This window comes from Dactylosporangium aurantiacum (genome assembly GCF_000716715.1).
Taxonomy (GTDB): Bacteria; Actinomycetota; Actinomycetes; order Mycobacteriales; family Micromonosporaceae; genus Dactylosporangium; species Dactylosporangium aurantiacum.
The window spans coordinates 21,590-37,075 of record NZ_JNYJ01000015.1 but is presented as its reverse complement, the minus strand read 5'-3'; the positions used below and the strand labels follow the sequence as shown (position 1 = coordinate 37,075).

At 74.5% G+C, this 15,486-nt stretch carries 15 protein-coding genes; 5 read left to right on the top strand and 10 right to left on the bottom strand.

The window, feature by feature from the left end:
- Positions 1 to 61: 61 nt before the first annotated feature.
- The 5 genes from OP18_RS18680 to OP18_RS18660 all read right to left on the bottom strand — a co-directional run bounded on the left by OP18_RS18680 (position 62) and on the right by OP18_RS18660 (position 4,924).
- Positions 62 to 805 (bottom strand): amino acid ABC transporter ATP-binding protein, encoded by a 744-nt coding sequence (locus OP18_RS18680; protein WP_081970877.1) that lies wholly within the window; start codon positions 803 to 805, stop codon positions 62 to 64.
- Positions 802 to 1,647 carry an amino acid ABC transporter permease gene (locus OP18_RS18675; protein ID WP_033360229.1) on the bottom strand — a complete coding sequence of 282 codons (846 nt, stop codon included), beginning with the start codon at positions 1,645 to 1,647 and terminating at the stop codon, positions 802 to 804. Before OP18_RS18675 ends, OP18_RS18680 begins: the two co-directional genes overlap by 4 nt.
- Positions 1,647 to 2,528 (bottom strand): ABC transporter substrate-binding protein, encoded by an 882-nt coding sequence (locus tag OP18_RS18670; RefSeq protein WP_033360331.1) that lies wholly within the window; start codon positions 2,526 to 2,528, stop codon positions 1,647 to 1,649. The genes OP18_RS18675 and OP18_RS18670 overlap by 1 nt, the downstream gene beginning before the upstream one ends.
- A gap of 86 nt (positions 2,529 to 2,614) precedes the next feature.
- Positions 2,615 to 4,129 (bottom strand): MDR family MFS transporter, encoded by a 1,515-nt coding sequence (locus OP18_RS18665; protein ID WP_033360228.1) that lies wholly within the window; start codon positions 4,127 to 4,129, stop codon positions 2,615 to 2,617.
- Between the two features lie 93 nt (positions 4,130 to 4,222).
- On the bottom strand, positions 4,223 to 4,924 hold the full coding sequence (locus OP18_RS18660) for a hypothetical protein (RefSeq protein ID WP_033360227.1): 702 nt from the start codon (positions 4,922 to 4,924) through the stop codon (positions 4,223 to 4,225).
- A gap of 145 nt (positions 4,925 to 5,069) precedes the next feature.
- Here OP18_RS18660 and OP18_RS52700 point away from each other — a divergent pair, with 145 nt between their 5' ends.
- Both OP18_RS52700 and OP18_RS18650 read left to right on the top strand, forming a co-directional pair.
- Positions 5,070 to 6,233 (top strand): sensor histidine kinase, encoded by a 1,164-nt coding sequence (locus tag OP18_RS52700; RefSeq protein ID WP_052386928.1) that lies wholly within the window; start codon positions 5,070 to 5,072, stop codon positions 6,231 to 6,233.
- The gene (locus OP18_RS18650; protein ID WP_033360226.1) at positions 6,230 to 6,886 is read left to right on the top strand and encodes a response regulator; all 657 of its coding nucleotides are present in this window, start codon (positions 6,230 to 6,232) and stop codon (positions 6,884 to 6,886) included. The genes OP18_RS52700 and OP18_RS18650 overlap by 4 nt, the downstream gene beginning before the upstream one ends.
- 69 nt (positions 6,887 to 6,955) lie before the next feature.
- On the opposite strand, the gene OP18_RS18645 is transcribed toward OP18_RS18650, so the two are convergent.
- The 5 genes from OP18_RS18645 to OP18_RS18620 form a co-directional block, all read right to left on the bottom strand.
- The gene (locus tag OP18_RS18645) at positions 6,956 to 7,630 is read right to left on the bottom strand and encodes a response regulator (RefSeq protein WP_033360225.1); all 675 of its coding nucleotides are present in this window, start codon (positions 7,628 to 7,630) and stop codon (positions 6,956 to 6,958) included.
- Complete coding sequence (locus tag OP18_RS61875) at positions 7,627 to 9,246, bottom strand: sensor histidine kinase (protein ID WP_156089610.1); 1,620 nt, start codon at positions 9,244 to 9,246, stop codon at positions 7,627 to 7,629. Before OP18_RS61875 ends, OP18_RS18645 begins: the two co-directional genes overlap by 4 nt.
- Before the next feature lie 272 nt (positions 9,247 to 9,518).
- Positions 9,519 to 10,301 (bottom strand): ABC transporter permease subunit, encoded by a 783-nt coding sequence (locus OP18_RS18630; RefSeq protein WP_052386926.1) that lies wholly within the window; start codon positions 10,299 to 10,301, stop codon positions 9,519 to 9,521.
- Entirely contained in the window at positions 10,298 to 11,194 is an 897-nt protein-coding gene (locus OP18_RS18625) for an ABC transporter ATP-binding protein (RefSeq protein ID WP_033360223.1), read from the bottom strand. The genes OP18_RS18630 and OP18_RS18625 overlap by 4 nt, the downstream gene beginning before the upstream one ends.
- Positions 11,195 to 11,268: 74 nt before the next feature.
- Positions 11,269 to 12,447, bottom strand: a complete 1,179-nt coding sequence (locus OP18_RS18620; protein ID WP_033360222.1) for a cytochrome P450 — start codon at positions 12,445 to 12,447, stop codon at positions 11,269 to 11,271.
- Between the two features lie 54 nt (positions 12,448 to 12,501).
- Between OP18_RS18620 and OP18_RS18615 the strand changes: the two genes are divergently transcribed.
- The 3 genes from OP18_RS18615 (at position 12,502) to OP18_RS18605 (ending at position 15,484) form a co-directional block, all read left to right on the top strand.
- Entirely contained in the window at positions 12,502 to 13,509 is a 1,008-nt protein-coding gene (locus OP18_RS18615; RefSeq protein WP_033360221.1) for a TetR/AcrR family transcriptional regulator, read from the top strand.
- Between the two features lie 73 nt (positions 13,510 to 13,582).
- On the top strand, positions 13,583 to 14,563 hold the full coding sequence (locus tag OP18_RS18610; protein WP_033360220.1) for an NAD(P)/FAD-dependent oxidoreductase: 981 nt from the start codon (positions 13,583 to 13,585) through the stop codon (positions 14,561 to 14,563).
- Between the two features lie 141 nt (positions 14,564 to 14,704).
- The gene (locus OP18_RS18605) at positions 14,705 to 15,484 is read left to right on the top strand and encodes a nucleotidyltransferase domain-containing protein (RefSeq protein WP_081970875.1); all 780 of its coding nucleotides are present in this window, start codon (positions 14,705 to 14,707) and stop codon (positions 15,482 to 15,484) included.
- The last annotated feature ends 2 nt before the right edge of the window (positions 15,485 to 15,486 follow it).

Below are 15,486 nucleotides of genomic sequence, written 5' to 3'. Positions count from 1 at the left end.
ATCCTTCCCGCCGCCGCCGCCGCGGTCAAACCACCCCGCCGCTCCCCCGCGGCGGGGTGCGTCACAGTCGCCCGGCGTCGGTGATGCGCTGCAGGAACTGCCGGGTGCGGGCCTCCCTCGGCGCGCCGAACACCTGCTCCGGCGGGCCCTGCTCGACGATGAGGCCGCCGTCGAGGAAGCAGACCCGGTCGGCGACCTGCCGGGCGAAGCTCATCTCGTGCGTGGCGAGGATCATGGTCACCCCGTCGCCCTTCAGGTCCCGGATCAGGGCGAGGACCTCCCCGACCAGCTCCGGGTCCAGCGCGGAGGTGACCTCGTCGAGCAGCAGCAGCCGCGGCTCGTTGACCAGGGCCCGCACGATCGCGACCCGCTGCTGCTGCCCACCGGACAACCGGTCGGGGTAGGCGCCCGCCTTCTCGGCCAGCCCCACCCGGTCCAGCAGGGTGAGCGCCCTGGCCCGGGCCTTCTCCCGCGGCAGCTTGTGTACGCGCAGCGGCGCGAGCATCACGTTGTCCAGCACGCTGAGGTGCGGGAACAGGTTGAACGCCTGGAAGACGATGCCGATGCGGCGACGGACCTGGTCCGGGTCGGCGCGCGGGTCGGTGATGTCCTCGCCGTCGAGGTGGATGGTGCCGTCGTCGACCTGCTCCAGCAGGTTCACACAGCGCAGCAGCGTCGACTTGCCGGAGCCGGACGCGCCGATGAGCGCGACGACCTCGTGCTCGGCGACGTCGAGGGAGACGCCCCGCAGCACCGGGTTACCGTTGAACAGCTTGTGCACGCCGTCGATGCGCAGCAGGGTCACAGCCGGTTGTCTCCTGACTGGCGGCGCGCGGCGCGCAGCGTGACCCAGTCGGTGACCGCGACGACGGGGATCGCCAGCAGCACGAACAGGACCCCGGCCACGACGTACGGGGTGTAGTTGTACGACCCGGCGGTCTCGATCTGCGCGGCCCGGATCGCGTCGATCGGCCCGGCGAGGGAGATCAGCCCGACGTCCTTCTGCATCGCGACCAGGTCGTTGAGCAGCGGCGGCGTCACCCGGCGCACCGCCTGCGGCAGCACCACGTGCCGCATCGTCTGCCGGTACGTCAGCCCCAGCGACCGGGCCGCGGCCCGCTGCGAGGGGTGCACCGACTCGATCCCGGCCCGGAACACCTCGGCGATGTACCCGGCGTACGTGAGCACGATCGCGATCCCGCCGAGGACCAGCACCGACGGGGTGCCGCTCAGCCGCAGGCCCGGCACCCCGAACGCGAACAGGTACAGGGTCACGATCAGCGGCAGCCCGCGGAAGGTGTACGTGTACCCGGCGGCGAGGGCCCGCAGCGGGAAGAACACCGCGGGCCGGATCGTGCGCAGCGTGGCGATGCCGAGGCCGAGCAGCAGCGCCGCGACGGCGCAGACGACCAGCAGCCGCACGTTGAGCCACAGTCCGCGCAGCACCGCGGGCAGCGACTCGCGGGCCACGTCCGGGTCCAGGAAGCTGGCCCGGAACCGGTCCCAGCCGGGCGCGCCGGTGACCGCGGCGTACAGCAGGGCCCCGACGACGAGCGTGGACACGGCCCCGACCGCCACCGACAGGACCGTCTGCCGGCGGCGGTACGCGTCGCGTTCCAGCTGTAACGGGCTGGGCTTGAACGTCATCAGCTGAGCGTCGGCGCGCCCTGCACGGACGACAGCCACTGCTCGGTCAGCTTCTTCAGGGTGCCGTCAGCGCGCAGCGCGTCGACGGCCTGGCTGACGCAGCCGGTCAGCGCCGAACCCTTGTCCAGCACCAGGCCGAACTGCTCCGGGGTGCCGGACGGCTGCGGCAGCTGCCCGACGATCTGCGCGTCGGTGATCTCCGCGCCGGTGATGTAGAACGCCGTCGGCAGGTCCACGACCAGGCCGTCGATCTGCCCGTTCTGCAGGGCCTTCTTCGCGTCGTCGTTGTTGTTGTACACCTGCGGCTGCGCCGCCGGCTTGACCACCTCGGTGATCGAGCGGTAACTGGTCGTGCCGACCTGCGCGCCGAGCTTCGCGCCCTTGAGGTCCGCGACGCTCTTCGCCCCGGCGATCTTCGAGGACTTCAACGCGATCACGGTCTGGGTCACGTCGTAGTACGGGGCGGAGAAGTCGACGGCCTGCTTGCGCTCGTCGGTGATGGAGAACTCGTTGACGTCGAAGTCGAACGTCTTCTTGCCGGGGGCGATCGCGTTGTTGAACGTGACCCGGGTCCACCCGACCTGGTCCTTGCTGTAGCCGAGCTTGGTGGCGACCGCGTAGGCGACGGCGGCCTCGAAGCCCTCGCCGCTCTCGGGCTTGTTGTCCTTGAACCACGGCTCGTAGACGGGCTCGTCCGTGGCGATGGTGAGCTTGCCCGCGGCGACGGTCTTCAGGCTCGCCGGGGCGCAGTTCGCCGCGGCGGCGGTGGAGCCGCCCGAGGCGGCCGGGGTGGCGGTGTCGTCGTCAGCCGGTGCGCAGCCGGCAGCGGCGGCGAGGGCCGCCGTCAGGCCGGCGGCGAGGAGGAGGGTCCTGGAGCGCATGGCGGCGATCGTACCCACCTCGCCGGTAGGAAATGGATCAACCGTGCCTCGGATCACGGCGGCGGCGTGGTCCGCCGCGGCGCCGGTCATGGCAGCGGCGTGGTCCGCCTCGGCATGAGCAGCAGGGCGCCGACGCCGAGGACCCCGACGCACGCGAGGGCGATGAACACGTGGTGCGTGGCCGCGTACAGGCTGTCCCGCGCGTACGTGAGCACCGCCGGCGGGGTGTCCTTCGCCTTGAGCACCACGTCGGTCGCGTCGGCGCCGCCGCCGAGCCGCTCCCGCACCCCGGCCGGCGCGGCCGCGAACCGCCGGTCCAGCGTGGTGTTGGCGATCGCGCCGAACACGGCGGCGCCGACCGCGCTGCCGATCGACCGGAAGAACATGTTGGTGCCGGTGACCACCCCGCGGCGGTCCCACCCGACGACCGACTGCACGGCCACCAGGTTCGGGCTGGAGGTCAGGCCCAGCCCGACACCGATGACGAAGCAGGCGACCGCGAGCACGGGCAGCGACGTGTGCCGGCCCAGCAGCGCGCACATCACCGTGCCCGCGATGATCACCACCCCGCCGCCCAGGGCCGTGTTGCGGAACCCGACGCGCAGGTAGATGTGCCCGGACGCGGTGGCCGCGAGCGGCCAGCCGAGCGTCATCGCCGCCACCACGAACCCGGCGAGCACCGCGCTGGCGCCCAGCACCCCCTGCGCGAGGTTCGGCACGTACGACGTCAGCCCGATCAGCAGCGCCCCGACGACCAGCGACACCAGGTTGCCGCCGACCAGGGTCCGGTGCCGGAACACCCACAGCGGCAGCACCGGCTCCTCCGCCCGGCGCTCCACGAACCAGAACGCGACCATCAGCACCGCGCCGACCGCGAAGATCGTCACGCTCGGCACCGACGCCCACGCCCAGGTGGTGCCGCCCTCCAGGGTGCCGAGGATCAGCAGTGAGCACCCGGCCACCAGCAGCGACGCGCCGAGGTAGTCGATGCGGTGCGCCCGGCGCTCGACCCGCTCCTTCAGGTGCCGCGCCAGCATCCACGCCGCGACCAGGCCCAGCGGGATGTTCACGAAGAAGATCCACCGCCACGACAGGTAGTCGGCGAACACCCCGCCGAGCGTCGGTCCGACCACCGACGACACGCCCCACACCCCGGCCACGTACCCCTGCACCCGGGCGCGCTCCTCGACCGTGTACAGGTCACCGATGATCGTCATGCTCATCGGGGTGATGGCGCCGGCGCCGATGCCCTGCACCGCCCGGAAGACGATCAGCGTCAGCATGCTCCACGCGAACCCGCACAGCACCGACCCGAGCAGGAACGCCGCGATCCCGGCGAACATCACCGGCCGGCGGCCCACCACGTCGGACAGCTTGCCGTACAGCGGCGTCGTCACCGCCGTGGTCAGCAGGTACACCGAGAAGAGCCAGGGAAAATGGGAGAAACCGCCCAGGTCACGCACCACCGACGGCACCGCGGTCGCGATGATCGTGCTGTCCAGCGCGACGAGCCCGGTGGCCAGCATCACCGACGCGAGGACCGGCCCCCGCTCGGACCGCAACCCCACACCGCGCCGCTCCGTGAAAGTGGTGTCCGTCATGCTGACACCTTACGACCGAGGCCGCCCGCGTACCGCGGACGACCCGGTCCCAGTTGAACGCCGACGCTGTCGCCTGTCGTGCGGCGGCGCTGATCAGGCGGCTGCGACGGGCTCCGGCGCGGCCGGCAGACCGGTGCCGACCGGGGCGATCCGGGCGCGGCCCAGCACCCGCAGCCCCGCGGCCGCCATGACCGCCAGCATCGGCAGGGTGCCCAGGGCCGGCAGGATCGGCGTGTCGTACGGCAGGAACAGCAGCCCGGCGTAGCCCAGCACGATCCCGCCGAGGGACCACCAGCCGAGCACCCCGGCGCGGGCCAGCCCGGCGAACGTCAGCAGCAGCGCCAGCGACACCAGCGGGCCGGGGCTGAACGCCAGCTGCTGCGCCGGGTGCGCCAGCACCTTGTCCGACAGGGCCACCGCCTGCTCCACCGGCAGGTTCCGGCCGATCTCCATGTGGAACCAGTCGGACAGCAGCGCGCCGGACATCTCCAGCAGGGTCAGCGCCCCGAGCAGCGCCCCGACGAGCGTCAGGACCGCGCCGCGGCGGCCCCGCACCAGCAGCGGCAGCGCCAGCAGCCCCACCCCCATGAGCAGGTTGCCGTAGTGCAACAGCAGCGCCGACAGCTGCGTCTGGAACGGATCCGCGGCCAGCGACCGCAGGTAGGCGGCCTTGTCGTCGCCGCCGCTCGGCGGGGACGTGGCCAGGCCGGCGAAGAAGCCGGCGGCACCGGCGACGAGCGAGCCGCCGGCGGCGTAGGTAAGGACTCGTGCGGTGTTGTTCGAGGTGGTGTTCATGCCGGGAACGCTATTTCCGGGGCCCCGTCCGGGTCTGCTGTCCGGCGTCTCGACCCGCGTCCCCCGCCCGGCGGACACGGCACCGTCACGCTGTCCACCGCACGGCCGACCCGCCCTGCTGACCTGCGACAATAAGATCACCGGCATGCACCGCACGCTCGTGCCCTGGGCCGCCGCCGGCACCCTGACCGTTATCGGCGTCGCCGAGATCCTCCTGGACCGGGCGTTCTCCGCCGCGCCCGGCGTGCCCGCCGCCGCGCTGCTCGCCGTCGTCGCCGGCACCGCCCTCGCCGGCCGGCTCCCCGTCACCGGCGCCGCCGTCGTCGCCCTCGCCTTCCCGATCGCGGTCGCCGGCGGCCTCAACGGCCCCACCGGCGCCGCCGTCCTCGGCTTCTTCCTCGCTCCCGGCTGGGCGGGCTACCGGCGGGCCCTCGCCTCCTGGCCGGCGCCACTCGCCGCGCAGCTCATGGCGAGCCTCGGCACCTGGATCGCCGGGCGCGCCGCCGGCTCCACCGTCAGCGGCCTGGCCGCCATGGCCTGGGAGAACCTGTTCTTCGGCGCGCTGTGCTGGGGCGCCTGGGGCGTCGGCCTGCTCGCCCGCCGCCTGAGCGACCGCGCCGAGCTGCTCGCCCGCCTCACCACCGCCCTGGACGCCGAACGCGACGCCCGCGAGCACGCCGCCGTCGCCGAGGAACGCCAGCGCATCGCCCGCGACATGCACGACGCCGTCGCGCACTCCATCAGCGTCATGGTCCTGCAGCTCGGCGCCGTCCGCGCGACCCTGCCACCCGGCACCCCGCAGGCCGACATGCTCCAGGGCGTCGAACGGCTCGGCCGCGAGTCCGTACAGGAGCTGCACGCCCTGGTCGGGATGCTGCGCGACACCCCCGCGGCCGTCACCGCCCCGCAGCCGTCCCTCGCCCGCGCCGAGGACCTCGTCGCGGAGGTCCGCGCCGCCGGGCTGCCCGTCCGGCTCACCGTCGACGGCGACCTCACCGGGGTGCCCCGCGCCCAGGACATCTCCGCGTACCGGGTGCTGCAGGAGGCCCTCACCAACGTGCTGCGCCACGCCGGCACCGCCCCGACCAGCGTCCACCTCGCCCGCACCGCCGACCGGGTCACGCTCACCGTCGACAACGACGCCGATCCACCGTCACCCGGCCCGGCCGACGGTGGCGGTCACGGCCTCATCGGCATGCGCGAACGGGTGGCCGTGTTCGCCGGCACCCTCGCCGCCGGCACCCGCCCCGGCGGCTGGACCGTCCAGGCGGTCTTTCCCCTCGGTACCGCCGCCCGGGCCCGCTCATGATCCGCGTGGTGATCGTCGACGACGAGGCCATGATCCGGGCCGGTCTGCGCATGCTCCTGGACCACCAGCCCGACATCGAGGTCGTCGGCGAGGCCGCCGACGGCATCCGCGCCCTCGACGAGGTCCGCCGCACCACCCCGGACGTCGTCCTGCTCGACGTCCGCATGCCCCACGGCGACGGCATCGAGGCCGCCGGCCGCATCCTCGCCGCCGGCACCGCCAAGGTGATCATCCTGACCACGTTCGACGAGGACGACGCGGTCCGCCGGGCGCTGCGCCTGGGCGTCAGCGGCTTCCTGCTCAAGGTCGCCCCACCCGAGCAGCTCGTGCACGCGGTGCGCACCGTCGCCGCCGGCCAGGCCCTGCTGGACCCGGCGGTGACCCTGCGCGTCATCGAGTCCTACGCCGCCGCCCCCACCGCCGACCCCCACGCCGCCGCGCAGCTGGCCACCCTCACCGACCGCGAGGTCGACGTGCTCCGGCTCGTCGCCCGCGGCCGCTCGAACGCCGAGATCGCCGCCGAGCTGTTCCTCGGCGAGGCGACGGTGAAGACGTACATCTCCCGGATGCTCACCAAGCTCGACCTCCGCGACCGCGTCCAGGCCGCGGCGTTCGCCTACGAGAGCGGACTGATCCGCCCCGGCTCGGCGTGACCGCCCCACCGCGGGGCGTCGCGTGCTGCGGACCTCGTCGCCCGCCACCGCGATGACGTGCGCCGAGGCTCATGGTTCACCACGACGGACGACACCCGCCTCGTACGCGAACACGACGATCTGCACCCGGTCACGCAGGCCCAGCTTCGTCAACAGCCGCCCCACGTGGGTCTTCACGGTCGTCTCCGACAGCGACAGCACCCCGGCGACCTCAAGGTTCGAGCGGCCCCGGGCGACCTCCACCAGCACCTCCCGCTCCCGCCCGGTGAGCCGCCCCAGCAGCACGTCCGCCTCCGACGGGCCGGCCCCCGGGTCGGGCAGGTGCCCCGCGAACGCGTCGATCAACCGGCGGGTCACGCTGGGCGCGACGACGGCGTCGCCCTCCGCGACCGACCGGATGGCGCCCACGAGGTCCGCCGGCTGGACGTCCTTGAGCAGGAACCCGCTGGCCCCCGCCCGCAGCGCCGCCCAGACGTACTCGTCCAGGTCGAACGTGGTCAGCACCAGCACCCGCGTCGCCGCCCCCGACCCGACGATCCGCCGGGTCGCCTCGATCCCGTCGGCGACCGGCATCCGCACGTCCATGAGCACCACGTCGGGCGCGAGCGCCGCCGCCATCGCCACGGCCTGCGCGCCGTCGCCGGCCTCCCCGACCACCTCCAGGTCAGGCTGCGTCGACAGGATCATCCGGAACCCGAGCCGCAGCAACGGCTGGTCATCGACGAGCAGCACCGTGATGCTCACCGTCCGCCCTCTCTCCCGCCGCCGCCCGCCCCCACCGACGGCTGCGGTCCCCCGCCGCCGCCCGCCCCCACCGACGGCTCCGGCCCGCCACCGCTGCCCGCCTCCGCCAACGGCTCCCGTCCCCCGCTCCTGCCCGCCTCCGCCGACGGCTCCAGCCCCCCGCCGCCGCCCGCCCCCGCCGATGGCTCCGGCCCTCTGCCGCTACCGGGCGCAACCCCTGCCGACGGCTCCGAAGCGTCCTCCGGTCCCGCCGTTGTCGAGCCCTCGCGCGCTTCCGCCTCCGATCGCTCGTCGTGCGACCCGGCCTCCACCGGGCCGCCGGGCAGCGTCGCCCGCACCGACCAGCCCGGACCGTCGGGGCGCGGGCCGGCGGCGAAGCGACCGCCGTACGCCGTGGCCCGGGCGGCCATGCCCGTCATGCCCCGGCCGTCACCGGCACCCGCACCGGTGGTCGCGGTGGGTGCGGCCGGGCCGTCGTCGATGACCTCGAGGTCGACGCCGCCGCTCGTGTACCGCAGCAGCACCGCGGCCCTGGTCGCCACCCCGGCGTGCTTGAGCACATTGGTGAGGGCCTCCTGGACGATGCGGTACACGGCGAGCTGCACCCCGGCGCCGAGCGGGCCGGGCACGCCCTCCACGGTGCACTCGACCCGCAGCCCCGCAGCCCGTACGCCGGCGACGAGCCCGTCGAGGTCGGCGAGCCCCGGCTGCGGGTGCACGGCGGCCGGCGCCAGCCGTGGCTGCCCGGCGGGCCACGGACCCGCGCCGGTGCGCGACCCGGTGGACGACGGACCCGCGCCGGTGCGCGACCCGGTGGACGACGGACCCGCGCCGGTACGCGACCCGGCGGGCCACGGACCGGCGCCGGTGTGCGGCCCGGTGGACCGCGGCACGGGGTCGGTGTGCAGCAGGCCCAGCACGCGGCGCATCTCGCCCAGGGCCTGCCGCCCGGTGCCCGACACGTGCCGCATCGCGGTCACCGCCTCGTCGGGCGCGGAGCCCGCGGTGAGGGTGGCCGCGTCGGCGAGGGTGACCATGACCGACAGGTGGTGCGCGACGATGTCGTGCATGTCCCGGGCGATCCTGGCCCGCTCGGCCGCGACGGCGATCTCGGCCCGCTGGTCCCGGTCACGTTCCAGGCGGCGGGCCCGGTCCTCCAGCTCCGCCAGGTACGCCCGCCGCGTCCGCACCACCAGCCCGAGCAGCACCGCCGCGGCCAGCCCGAACGTCACGAAGCCGACCGCCGTCCACCGGGGACCGGCGACCAGCGACGCGGTGAGTGCCAGGACCTCGACCACCGCCACGATCGGCACCAGCTGCCGCAGTGGACCGTGCCTGGCGACGGTGTACACGGCGATCGCGATCGTCGCCTCCGGGTACAGGCCCTCGACCCTGATGCCGACCACGGCGATCGTCAGCAGGGACAGGCCGAACACGCCCCAGCACACCGCGACCGCCGCGGCCCGCCGCCACACCAACAGCAGGTGCACCGCCAGGTAGAACCCGACGCCGGCGACCCCCGCACCTGCCAGCGCGCGGTCCGCGGTGAGCACCCCGACCGTGGCCGCCAGGACCCCGTCGACCCACCGCGGGTGCCGCACCGCGAACCCCCGCACCACCCCGAACCACCGCGCCCCGGCCGACCCACCGTCACCAGCACCCCCGGTGCCGCTGGTGACAGCCCCGACCCCGCTGGCCCCGACGCCGCCGCCCGCATTGCCGGTGGCAGGTCCGCCCCGGCCGGCAGCACCGCTGACGACAGCGGCGCTCACGGCGGCAACGCCTTCCCGGTGGCCGGCGGCACCGCGGTCAGCGTCCGGCCCTGCGGCGCTCGGACCTGACCCCGGTCCGGCGGCCGGTTGCTCGACGGGTCGCATGGTCAGCAACGCTATGCGTCTCGGCGGCGCAGGACGAGCGTGCCGGCGAGCAGCAGCAGCACGACCCACCCGGTCAGCACCGCCGCCGACCCCGCCGGCGAGAACGTGCGAAACGGCGTGCCGGTGCCGTCGACGCTGTACATCGCCTGTGCGGCGACCGTCGGCACGAACCGCATGATGTCGTCGGCGCGCTCGGCGGGCAGGGCGGCGGACAGCAGCGCCGGCCCGACGAACATCGTGGCCACCAGCGTGGTGATCGCGACCGCCGAGTGGCGCAGCAGGGTGCCGACGCCGAGCCCCAGCAGGCCGGTGAGCACCAGCCCGGCGGCTGCCCCGGCGATGGCGCGCGGCACGTGCGGGTCGGCGAGGGACGCACCGTCGTCGCCGAGGAACGCCTGGCACACCAGGAACGAGCCGAGGCAGACCGCGCCCATCAGCGGGACGGTGACCGCGACCTGGGCGAGCGCCTTCGCCGCCACGACCGGCCAGCGCCGCGGGACGGCGGTGAGCGTCGAGCGGATCGAACCGGTGCCGTATTCGCCGGTCATCTGCAGCACCCCGAACACCCCGACGACGAGCACGACGAAGTCGACGGGCAGGAAGCCGGCGCCGACCGCCCGGGCGACGCTGGGCGGCGCGTCGCCGCCGACGACCGAGCGGTGCACCCCGTAGCCGACGGCACCGGCCAGCCCGGCGGTGACGACGGCGAGCCCGCCCAGCGTGAGCCACGTCGAACGCAGCGACAGCAGCTTGGTCCATTCCGCGCGCAGGACCCTCGGGAACGTGAGCCTCATCGGTACTCGACCTCCGACCTGGTGAGCTCCATGTATGCCTCTTCCAGCGACGCGCGGCGCGGGGTCAGCTCGTGCAGCACGACGCCGGCGGCCCGCGCGACGTCGCCGATCCGCTCCGCGGTGGCCGCACCCACGTGCAGCAGCCCGGCTTCCACGCCGGTGACGACCGCGCCGATGGCCGTGAGGGCGTCCCGCAGCGCGGTGGCCTCAGGCGTACGGACGACGACCGTCCCCACCCCCACCCGCTCGATCAGCTCGGCGACGGTGGTGTCGGCGAGCAGGCGGCCACGCCCGACGATGACGAGGTGCTCGGCCGTCACCGCCATCTCGCTCATCAGGTGGCTGGACACCAGCACGGTGCGCCCCTCGGCGGCGAGCTGCTTGAGCAGCGTGCGGATCCACAGCACGCCGTTGGGGTCCAGCCCGTTGACCGGCTCGTCGAGGATGACGACCGCCGGGTCGCCGAGCAGCGCCGCGGCGATGCCGAGCCGCTGCCCCATGCCGAGGGAGAACCCACCGGCGCGCCGGTGCGCGACGGACTCCAGGCCGACGAGGCCGAGGACCTCGTCGACGCGGGACGCCGGGATCCCGTGCGTCTGCGCGAGGGCGAGCAGGTGCGCGCGGGCCGTGCGTCCCTTGTGGACGGACCGGGCGTCCAGCAGCGCCCCGGCCTGCCGCAGCGGGTCCGGATGCGCCCGATACGGCCGGCCGTTGACGGTCGCGGTGCCGGCCGTCGGGTGGTCCAGCCCGACGATCATCCGCATGGTGGTGGACTTGCCGGCGCCGTTGGGGCCCAGGAAGCCGGTGACCTGCCCGGGCTTCACGGCGAACGACAGGGCGTCGACGGCGACGGTGCCGCCGTAGCGTTTGCTCAGTGCCTGCGCCTCGATCATGCGTCCGACGCTAGGGGTGGCCCGGTTTTGGGGCGACCTCCTCAGGTCGCGACCGGTGGCGGCGAATGTCCTCCTCAGGTAGGACGGGCGTCATCCCCGGCGGTGACGGGGAGCGCCGCGAGCCGCCACGTGCCCGGGTCCGGCACCCGCCGGGCGGCGACGCCGGCGAGGGCGCCCGCGCTGCTCAGCGCCAGGTCCGGGAACCTGGCCAGGAGTGCGCCGAGCGCCACCTCCGTCTGCACCCGCGCCAGCGGCGCGCCGAGGCAGAAGTGGGGGCCGTGGGCGTACCCGAGGTGGGCCCCGGCGGTCGTGGAGCGCAGGTCGAGCCGCTCCGGGTCCGGGAAGACCCGCGGGTCCCGGTTCGCCGCGACGATCGCGACCGTGACCGGTTCACCCGGGTTGACCGTGACACCGGCGAGGTCGGCGGGGCGGTGGACGTACCGTGGAACCGTCAGCAACTGAGGGCCGCACCATCGGGTGAGCTCCTCCACGGCGCCCGGCAGCAGGCCGGGCTCGGCGCGCAGCAGGGCGGCGCGGGACGGCTCCTCGAGCAGGGCGGCGACCGCGTTGGCGATGAGGTTCGTGGGGGTCTGCCCGGCCAGGACGAGATGCCAGACCTGGGTGATCCGTTCCTGCTCGGTGAGCCCGTCGCCGAACAGGTCCGCCACGTGCGGCGCGATCTCCCGTGCACCGTCGATGATCGCCGGGACGGCCGCGGTGAACGCGGGCCCGTTGCCCGCGGCGACCGCCCGCCCGTGCGCCAGCCACGCCGGCCGCGCCTCGTCGGGCACACCGAGCAGCGCGCAGACGACGTACATCGGCAGCGGCCCGGCGAAGTGCTCCAGCAGGTCGGCCGGGCCGTCGGCGAGGAGGTCGGCCACGTCGTCGAGGAGCCGCTCGACGATCCGCGCGACCACGGGGCGGAACGCGTCGGCGCGGCGGGCCGTGAACGCGGGCGCGCTCAACCGGCGCAGCCGCTGATGGTCCGGCCCGGCCATCTCCTGCATCGTGCGCAGGTACGGCCGGCAGTGCTCGGGCACGTCCAACCGGGGGTAGCTGGCGGCGCTGTTGCCGAACCGCGGATCCGCGAGCATCGCGCGCGCCTCGGCGTGCCGGGTGACGGCCCACATGGGCCCGAACCCGGGCGCGACGAGCCTCGCGACCGGCGCGCGTTCCCTGGCCCGCCCGTAGACGGCGGCGGGGTCCTCCAGCAGCTCAGGGTCGGAGAGGTCGATCTCGGGGACTGTCGTCACGGCATACACTCCAAATGATCGCATCATCTGGATGGTGACAGTATCTTATTCGCTGTGGCCCGTCTGACCCGCGCCGAGACACAGGAACGCAACCGCGCCGCCGTCCTCGCCGCCGCCCGCGCGGAGTTCGCCGAACGCGGCTTCCGCGACGCCAAGATCGACGCCATCGCGGAGCGGGCCGAGCTGACCCGGGGCGCCGTCTACTCCAACTTCCCCGGCAAGCGCGCCCTGTACTTCGCCGTCCTCGCCGACGACGTCCCGCCCGCCGCCTTCGACGCGACCGCGACCACCGTCCGGGCCGCGCTCAGCGCCTTCGCGCGGGCCTGGGTCTCCCGGCTCCCCCTCGCCACCGACGACACCGGCGCCGCCGCCCGCCTCGCCGCCGACCTGATGACCGAGGTCGCCGCCGACCCGGCCGCCAGGACGGCGTTCGCACAGCTCAAGCAGCTCGACGCGATCGTCCTCGGGCTCGCTCTGGAGCGCCTGCGCCCCACCGGTCGCGGCCGGCAGGTCCGCCTCGCCGAGCTCGCCCTGACGGTCCTGCACGGCGCCGCCCAGCTCGCCGCGGCCGCCCCGGGTTTCGGCGAGCCGTTCCACGTCGTGCGGGCCGTCGAGGACCTCCCCGCCCTCGACGACACCTGGCTCCCCCCACCCGCCGCGACCAGCGCCCGCGCCGTCGACGAGGCCGCTCCTGCACTACCGTCCACAATGGACCTCCTACGGGCCGTACCGGCATCGCCGCCACGCGACGGCATCGTGGCGGTGCTCGGCCTGCACCGGCTCTCCACGGTCGAGCACGCCGTCCGCAGCGGGCTGCCGGTGACGGCGGTCCTGGTCTCCGGCGCGCCGGACGAACTGCTGCCGCTGGTCCGGCTGTCCCTCGCCGAGCTGCGCCACCATCTGGCGCACGCGGCGCCCCTTGCCACGTGGCCGGACCTGCAGGTCATCTGCGATCCGACCCCGGGCGCCGACATCACGGAGACGGCGCTGCGGATCGCCGACGGCCGGGTGGTGGCCAGGGCGGACGGCTGGGGCGCCTGCCAGGCCGTGGCCTCCCCATAGCCCGACCCTCGGGCGCCTTGCCATTTCAGCAACGAGCCTTGTCGCAGACGCCAGAGCGAGCGACGCTCGGGTCATGCAGAGCGAATACGACGTGGTGGTCATCGGCGGCGGCGCGGCCGGGCTGAGCGCGGCGCTGACCTTGTCCCGGGCCCGCCGCCGGGTGCTGGTGGTCGACGCGGGCAGCCCTCGCAACGCCCCCGCCGGCCATGTGCACAACTATCTCGGCCGGGAGAACACGCCGCCGGGTGAGCTGCTGGCGATCGGTCGCGAGGAGGTCGCCCTGTACGGCGGCGAGGTCCGCCCCGGCACCGTCACAGCCGTCCGCCCCGGCACGGCCACCCGACCCGGCACCGCCGACCGGCTCGACGGTGACCAGCGCGGCGCCGACGCAGGCCGGGAGTGGCCGAGGTTCGTGGTCGAGCTGGCCGACGGCACGACGGTCGGGGCACGCCGGGTCCTGGTCACCACGGGCCTCGTCGACGAGCTGCCCGACATCCCCGGTGTCGCCGAGCACTGGGGCAGCCGGGTGCTCCACTGCCCCTACTGCCACGGGTGGGAGGTCCGCGACCGGCCCGTCGCGATCCTCGGACTGTCGGCCATGTCCGCCCACCAGGCGCTGCTGTGGCGGCAGTGGACCCCGAACGTCACGCTGCTGCTGCACACCGCTCCGACACCGACCGACGAGGAACTGGCCAAGTTCGCCCGGCGCGGGATCCGCATCGTCGAGGGTGAGGTCACCAGCTTCGGCGCCGACGGTGCGCGGCTCGCCGACGGCACGCTCGTGCCGGTCGAGGCCCTCGTGCTGATGAGCCGCGTCGAGGCCCGCGCAGACGCCCTCGCCCCGCTCGGGCTGAAGCCCGCCGACTTCGAGGCCAACGGTCACCGCTTCGGCACGCACCTCCCCTCCGGCATGGGCGGCGCCACCACCGTCCCCGGTCTCTACGTGGCCGGCAACGTCACCGACCCCATGGCCACGGTGATCGCTGCGGCCGCCGCCGGTGTCAGCACCGGCGGCATGCTCAACATGGACCTCGTCATGGAGGACTCCGCCTGATCTCGGTGCAGGGCGGCGCCGGCTCCCCATGCCGGCGCCGCGCTGCCCGGCGGTCGTGCCGGTCGCCACACCCCGTCGTGCTTCCTAGGATACTAGGTCTTCTGCTTTCCACGCAAACCGATCCCGCTATCGTCGGGACCCATGGAGTCCACAGTGGAGCGGCTGGTCCAGCACGTCACGGCGGTGGTCGGCGACCAGCTGCACGCCGTGATCCTGCACGGGTCGCTCGCCACCGGCGACTTCGTGCCCGGTCGGAGCGACATCGACCTGCTCGTCGTCACGGGTGCCGGCATCACCGACGACCAGGCCGCCGCGCTGGAGCGGGTTGTCGTGGCCGCGGACCTCGGCGACGCGAGCGGCGTCGACCTGCACGTGGTCACCTCGGTGGTCGCCGCCGACCCGGTCCGCGAACCGCCGGTGGAGCTGCACGTCGGCCGGTACGCGTCCGGTGTCGAGGTCGCCCGGCGCATGCCCGCCGACCCGGACCTGCCGGTCGAGCTGGCCATGGCCCGCGCCGGCGGCCGGACGCTGCTCGCGGCTCCCCTGGTCGAGAACCGGTCTCCGGCCGGCGTGTTCGGTGAGGTCCCCGCGCGCTGGATCGTTGACCGCGGCCGCCACTGGTTGACGGTGTGGCAGGGACTGACCGAGGACGACCAGCACGCCGCCCACATGGTGCTGACCGCGTGCCGGATCTGGCGGTTCGCCGTCGAAGGGGTGCACTGCGGCAAGGTGGACGCCGCGAGGTGGGCCGAAGGCCGCGATCCGGGCATGGCGGCGATCGGGGCGGCGATCCGGCGGTACACCACCGGGAACCATGAGCCGGTCGCACCGGCGGCGATCGCCCGGCTGCTCGACAGGGTGCTCACCGAGACGTCCGCCGTCGCGCCCCGCGGGGCAAAGGACGGCCGGGAAGCACAGTGATT